This is a genomic window from Roseobacter sinensis (genome assembly GCF_025755255.1).
In the GTDB taxonomy this organism is placed as follows: Bacteria; Pseudomonadota; Alphaproteobacteria; order Rhodobacterales; family Rhodobacteraceae; genus Roseobacter; species Roseobacter sinensis.
On the sequence record NZ_JALIEB010000048.1, the window covers coordinates 1 to 5,960 of the forward strand.

3 protein-coding genes and 1 pseudogene are annotated in these 5,960 nt (G+C 55.1%); all 4 read left to right on the top strand.

What is annotated here, in order from left to right; all coding sequences use genetic code 11:
• A pseudogene (locus MUB52_RS23715) lies at positions 1-224 on the top strand (integrase core domain-containing protein); the annotation flags it as partial.
• Positions 225-487: 263 nt separating this feature from the next.
• Complete coding sequence (locus tag MUB52_RS23720) at positions 488-2,905, top strand: OmpA family protein (protein WP_263846635.1); 2,418 nt, start codon at positions 488-490, stop codon at positions 2,903-2,905.
• Between the two features lie 45 nt (positions 2,906-2,950).
• Positions 2,951-4,966 carry a trypsin-like peptidase domain-containing protein gene (locus MUB52_RS23725; RefSeq protein ID WP_263846636.1) on the top strand — a complete coding sequence of 672 codons (2,016 nt, stop codon included), beginning with the start codon at positions 2,951-2,953 and terminating at the stop codon, positions 4,964-4,966.
• A 60-nt stretch (positions 4,967-5,026) separates the two neighbouring features.
• Positions 5,027-5,395, top strand: coding sequence for a hypothetical protein (locus MUB52_RS23730; RefSeq protein WP_263846637.1), 369 nt, complete (start codon positions 5,027-5,029; stop codon positions 5,393-5,395).
• The last annotated feature ends 565 nt before the right edge of the window (positions 5,396-5,960 follow it).

The following is a 5,960-nucleotide window of genomic DNA, read 5'->3' on the forward strand; positions in this document are numbered from 1 at the left end:
TGTTCATATATTGTTCTCATTCATGGGCATAGTCAATCGCTTGGTGCATTTGCTACCTAAGACCGAATGCCTGAACGCTCATTGGTTCATGAGCCTTGACGATGCCCAGACGAAAATGGAGGACTGGCGAAGAGACTACAACGAAGTACGCCTCCCGCAGCGAGATCGGAAACAAACCACCGATCTCGCTGATGAATGGCTCATGGCTCGAAGAACCGTCCTGAGCTCATAACCCCGGAAAATCTCCAGCAGGGTGGTCCGACAAAGGGGGGCGGCTCACCTTATCAGACAAACCCTAAATTAGTGGTCCTGAAACTGGGGGCTAGACAATCCGAGTGTCCTCGATGTCGAAACAAGCTGCTAGACATCAGATGTTGATCTAAGGCGATAAAGACCTGTGAATTCTCCATTCACGGAAGAATCACGCTAATTGCGCACCCTTTGAATCAGCCCGCTTCTTGGGCGTGGATTTTATGGGGGTATTGCAATGAGCAATGACGATAAGGCGAAGACAGCGCCACCCTATTTCGGGATCGGCATTTATGCAATTGAATGGAAAAGCCTGGCGGTTTTGTTAGTGCTGGTTCTGGGGGTGCTAGAACTTGCGCGGATGCGGGTTTTGGGGGTGCCAGCAGATATCGGGATGACCGGATTTGATGTGGCTGCAGCCCTGGTCGCCAACCTCGGAGCAGCTGTGATGGGTGTGTTTATCGTTCTCGTCGTGGCGACGTTGTTATTGATGGCTGCTTTGAGTTGCCTCGTGCTCGGCTATGTACTGTCGCGTCTAGCGCTATTCGGGACGAATTTTGCAAATCGCGGGTACTTGGAGCTGCGCTTCATGTCGCCTGCGGCCTGGATGCTGATGCGGTCGCCCTGGAATGAATCGCCGAACCGCATTCAACAGTGGGCGCGACGGAATTGGCCCAAATACGAGCTACGGCGGGATGAGGCGCGGGGGCGCTATGAGGCGGCAGTCACGGCGATCTGGCGGCGCTTCATGCGCGTCCAGGTTTGGGTGCGGGGCTGTTTGCGGACTGTGGCGCTTCTGTTTTGGCGGGTAGAACAATCAGCCCATCCGATGCGAGACAGCACGATCCGGTTCGGGGTGCTTTTGAGCGTGGTGATCCTGGCAGGGTTGTTCAGCTATGCAGGGCAGAGGCTGCACAAGGCGGAACTGGACCAGGCAAGTACGACCTATTCGAAAGATCTTGAGGCATTCAGTGCAAGGGTGGTCCAGACAGGTATTCGCGTTCCTGGTGCGCCAGGACTGGAGTACCCTCTGTGGCCTGAACGTCTCTGGTCGTTGGAGACAATTCCAGTAGCTTGGCGTTTGGCAACAGTGCCAAAGGCTCAGGTGGGCACCTTGCTGGTGGCGCGGTCAGAAAATGCGGCGAGCCATCTCGTGGCGGAACAGGCGTCGGAAGGGAATACGTTCCGAACGCGGCCGTTGTTCTATCTTGGAAAGTTCGGGGATTGGGCGCTTGTGGCGCCCGTCGAGGATGCCGCTGCGCGTCTGCTGGTGAAGCGTTCGGCTATACTGGAGTTTGCCTTTGAAGGTGCGGGCAAAGCAGTTGTTGCCAAGGCGCCACATGCTCGGCCCTCGGTGGTGCCTGCGACAGATGTTCAGATTGGAGAAGTGACGGTCAACCGGACCGGTTTTTTTGAAGGCGAGAAAGCTGACCTTGATGGCCGCATCTCGGACCTGCATTCGGCTATGGAACAATCCGAACAGCGGCTGAAGCGCCTTGATGGGGACGTGGATCGGCTCGGATCGGTCTGGGAAACACTTCAGGAGCTGAAAGCACAACAGCGTTCAATGGATACGCGGTTGACGGAATGGGCAGAGCAAACGGCAAGCCTTGACGAAAACGTGGAGCGGCTTGGATCGGTTTGGGCGCGTATCGGTCAGATGTCAGATGGGCTCACCGTGCTGAATGAGCGCTTTTCGGTGATGGAAGGACAGAGGACACGCGACTTTTCGCGTGTCATCGCAGAACAGTCCGGTCTTCGTGAGGATCTGCGCGATTTCGCTGGCCTGGTTGGTCAAGACGTGAAGGAGCTGCAGACTGCGCTCGAGGCGACTGAAAAGACGCTGCGGGAGCTAAAGACCGAGCATGACACCATGATGCCCAAGATCACAAGTTTGCAAACCAAATCGGGGCGCGATCGGATTGCGCGGACGGGTATGGCGCAGTTGAACGGAAGATTGAAAGCCTTGGATGATCAACACACGGCCACTCGTGCCCTTATAGAGGGTAAGACTTTCGGACCGCGTGTGTCAGAGGCTGATCCGTTAGCACTCTTTGACATACCTTTGCTGCAAACGCCCACTGGTCGTGCAGGTGGCAATCGTGGTCGGTGGGGCGCTGCGGATTTACCAGGCAACATGGCCAGTCTGATCGAGGATGGTGTCACAACGCGGCCAGCAGGCTTGATGTCGGATGTTCTGCGGAATGGGCGTCGCGCAGACTTGCGTGCGTGCCAAAAAGACCAACCGATTGCATCCTTCTTTGTAGACTTTGCGGAAGGTCGAACATCGGGCGGAGATGCTGTTGCCTTGCAGCAGCTTGTGACCTTTCTGGAAGAGCGCAAGGACTTACCAACCCTAGTGATTTTGCAAGGCGGCGCGAGCTATACGGGGCAGCCGGAGACAAACCTGCGTATCTCAGAAAGCCGGGCCGAGTGGGTCAAGCGCCGGGTACTGCAAAGATTGCTGAAACAGCCCGGCGTGGATCCAACGCGCCTTGACCAAACCGCAAGAACTGAGCGGGATCTGCACATTCTCGCATTTGGCGTGGGCGAACGCTTGCCACATATGGCGGGAATCTCGGCGCGCGCCGTGGAAGTCGACATTTGCAATCTGCCGGCGGCTTTCAAGCCAACCGACAGGCTTGCCAGCAACTGAATTCAACCAATTGAATGACCTTTTTTTGACTAGGAGGAAGAACAAATGACCTTTGACGAATTTAGGAAAACCTTCGAGCGTATGCTAAAAAACGAGCAGTTCGAAGAGGCGGAAAGCCTACTTGAAAAGCATGCGCGTTTGGACGAACAGGCTGATGTCGCGATGCCATTTCAAGCCCCTGTTGTTTTGCGTCAGTTGCGAATGGGAACAGAACCCGTCCCGGAAGGGCAGGGGGTCATCGATGCCGTTACACGCATGTCGCGGCGATTACGCAATGCCCGGTATGCGCGCGCCATTGAGGACAATCCGAACCGTTTGCGGGTCTTGGAAGAAGGCGATAGCTGGTATCAGTACCCCGTCTTTCTACGCGACATTATCGATCATGTTGCCAAGGCGTTTCCAGTCTATTCCTTGAGCGCGCCTGGCGATCTGGTTTCGAACATGGCGCTCAATGGCGAATACATTGCGGCCATCCGCGATCAACAACCAGACGTCTTTTTGCTCTCTGGGGCAGGCAACGACGTTCTGGGGTCTGGTCGCTTTAGACATCTCTTGCTTCCCTATCGGGAAGGTGCACCCGCTGAAGCTTTGCTGGACCACGATCGTCTGAAGCAAGGGATTGGCCGTGTGATGGGCGCTTACGAGCATATCGTTTCCACCGCCCTGGGCGCAAAGCCTGATCTACAAATTTTTCTTCACGGCTATGATCATGTCATACCGCGCAAGGGAGGAGGCTGGTTGGGACGCCCGTTGGCCGAAAAGGGTATTCCATTGGAGATTGGGCAGGAGATCGTCAAATACGTTTTGGACCGCTTCAATCAGGAACTCGTAATATTCTCGCAAAACAAAGGCAAGGCAGTGCACTATGTCGATCTGCGTGGAAAGGTTGGGCCCGATCCGCAAAGCTGGGAGGATGAGTTGCATCCAACTTCGGAGGGGTATGGGCGCTGTGCGGAGGAGATGATCACTCAAATTCGTCAGATTACGGGACGCACAGAGGATCTGACGGTTGTTTCGCCCGAGAGCCGTGATGTCGATACGCGCGGTGTGATCGCCCCTGCGTCGATTTCGCTTTATGATGCGTTACGTCTGAATGCAGCGCAGACCGTGCATCCACCAAAATCGGAAAGACAGCGCGGCCCGCGCAATCAGACTGACATAGCCGAGGCACAGCGCGAATTAACTGAACTGGTGCAGGCCTATGACCAACCGGAACCCGCGGAGTTGGTGCAAAACCGTCTAGACTACAGCCTTAAGCCTGCTGGTCAGAGCTTTGAAGCTACAATTGGCGAAAACAATTTTGACGAGTTCTTCGTATTGCCGCGCGGCGCACGTGTAGGCCACGCGGTTGCGAGGATTCATGCGCGTCGTCCTGGTGGCGGCGCAAGCTACGGGACAGGATTCCTGATTGGGGGCGGTCTGCTGATGACCAACAATCATGTCCTGTCCTCGCGAGAGATGGCTGAAGGTTCCATCGCTCTATTCAATTATCAGTATGGTGAGGATGGCGCGCCTGTCTCACCGTCACATTTCCGTTTGCGCGGTGATGTGTTCCTGACTTCAGTGGGGCTCGACTATTCGATCGTGCAGGTCGAACCAGCCTCAACCGAAGGAACACAGCTAGATACATTCGGGTTCATTGAACTTCTACCGCTGTCCGGCAAGGCCCTGAAGAAAGAGTTCGTTAACATTATCCAGCACCCAAGCGGTGACTATAAAAAGGTGTCACTGCGGGAAAACGTTGTCGTCGGACGTGCACGAGAGTACCTATACTACGTGACGGATACGATGCCGGGATCTTCTGGCTCGCCGGTATTGAACGAGGAATGGCAACTGACGGCCATCCATCACATGGCGATCCCGGACCCGTCCAAACCCGGGAAGTACCGGGCAAACAGAGGCGTTCGGATCAGCAGCATTCTGGCTGATATCGCAAAACAATCGTCGGACGGCAGCGTAGATGCCGCGCGCGTTCAGAAGATTTTGGAGGCGCTGCGCAGCAAAGGCCCTTCATCGCTGGGTGGATTGGGGCGTGGAGCAGGGGCGATGGCTGCAGAATAGGTCCAGAGCCCACCCGCTAAACCTTGAGCGGAGTGGCGCAGGGGCAAACGCTGCGGTTGCGTGGTTCACATCCTCCCAGTTTCCATCGACCCGCGGTGTTTGCTTTTTGTCCTGTCATCGAGAGGTCAGATTGAAGTCGACTACAGCTCGCCGAACTACTCGATCATCGGGTTCGTCCAAAACCTGCCAACGGAGTTTTTGCTTTCGGGCGCTTTGATCGAGTTTGAAACTCTGGATCGATCTGCGCTTGGCCAACAGGCGAGTTCTATTCAAAGCATTGTCCGTTTCGACTTCAATGGCGCCAACAACACTACCTATGAAGTTGTACGCCCCATTTCCGCACCGATTCCCTTTCCAGCGTCCGGGCTTGTACTGATGTCAGGGCTTGGTGTCGGTCTAATCATCCGGGGCGCAAAACGTCGTTCTTGAGGTCTTGGTAGCCAGAGTATTCGTCTCGCTCAACTAAAATGGCAGCAAAACCAGTTTGCAAACGAGTGATCCGCGTTTTCACCAGCGCGGGTTATTCACAATACACAGAACATGAGTGTCTTACAAGTCGTTGACACGATCCAGTCGGTCTGTGGAGAGAAACCAAGCGCTTTCTGCACTTTATCCAGCAGGGTGGCAACGATGCCGTACTGGCGAGATTATGCTGCGTCAGTTGAGGCCATGCATACGAATGATTGCTTTGTCCGCCTCTGAGATTGCGGATCCAGCTACGGCGAAGGTTCGGCCTTAGTTTGAAGCGAATGGGAGTTTTCGAATAACCGAAATCGCGACCGATGCTGCGACCGCGAGATAGCAGTGCTTCGCTTGCTCGTATGTCTGAAGAAAAATTGCTGTGTCAGCGCAATGTTCAGTTGGTCCCGCAGACTGAGAGCTCGATTGCCGTCGGATTTCGCACTCGCGGCGAACGGCGTGTGTGGAAAGCTCCTGCATAGCAAGACGTTTTTTTGAGGCTGATTGGCACTTGTCAGATGCAGACGTGTGTCCG

Coding starts and splice junctions, on each gene's coding strand:
- MUB52_RS23725 (WP_263846636.1), top strand. CDS start 2,951: ATGACCTTTGACGAATTTAGGAAAACCTTCGAGCGTATGCTAAAAAAC.
- MUB52_RS23720 (WP_263846635.1), top strand. CDS start 488: ATGAGCAATGACGATAAGGCGAAGACAGCGCCACCCTATTTCGGGATC.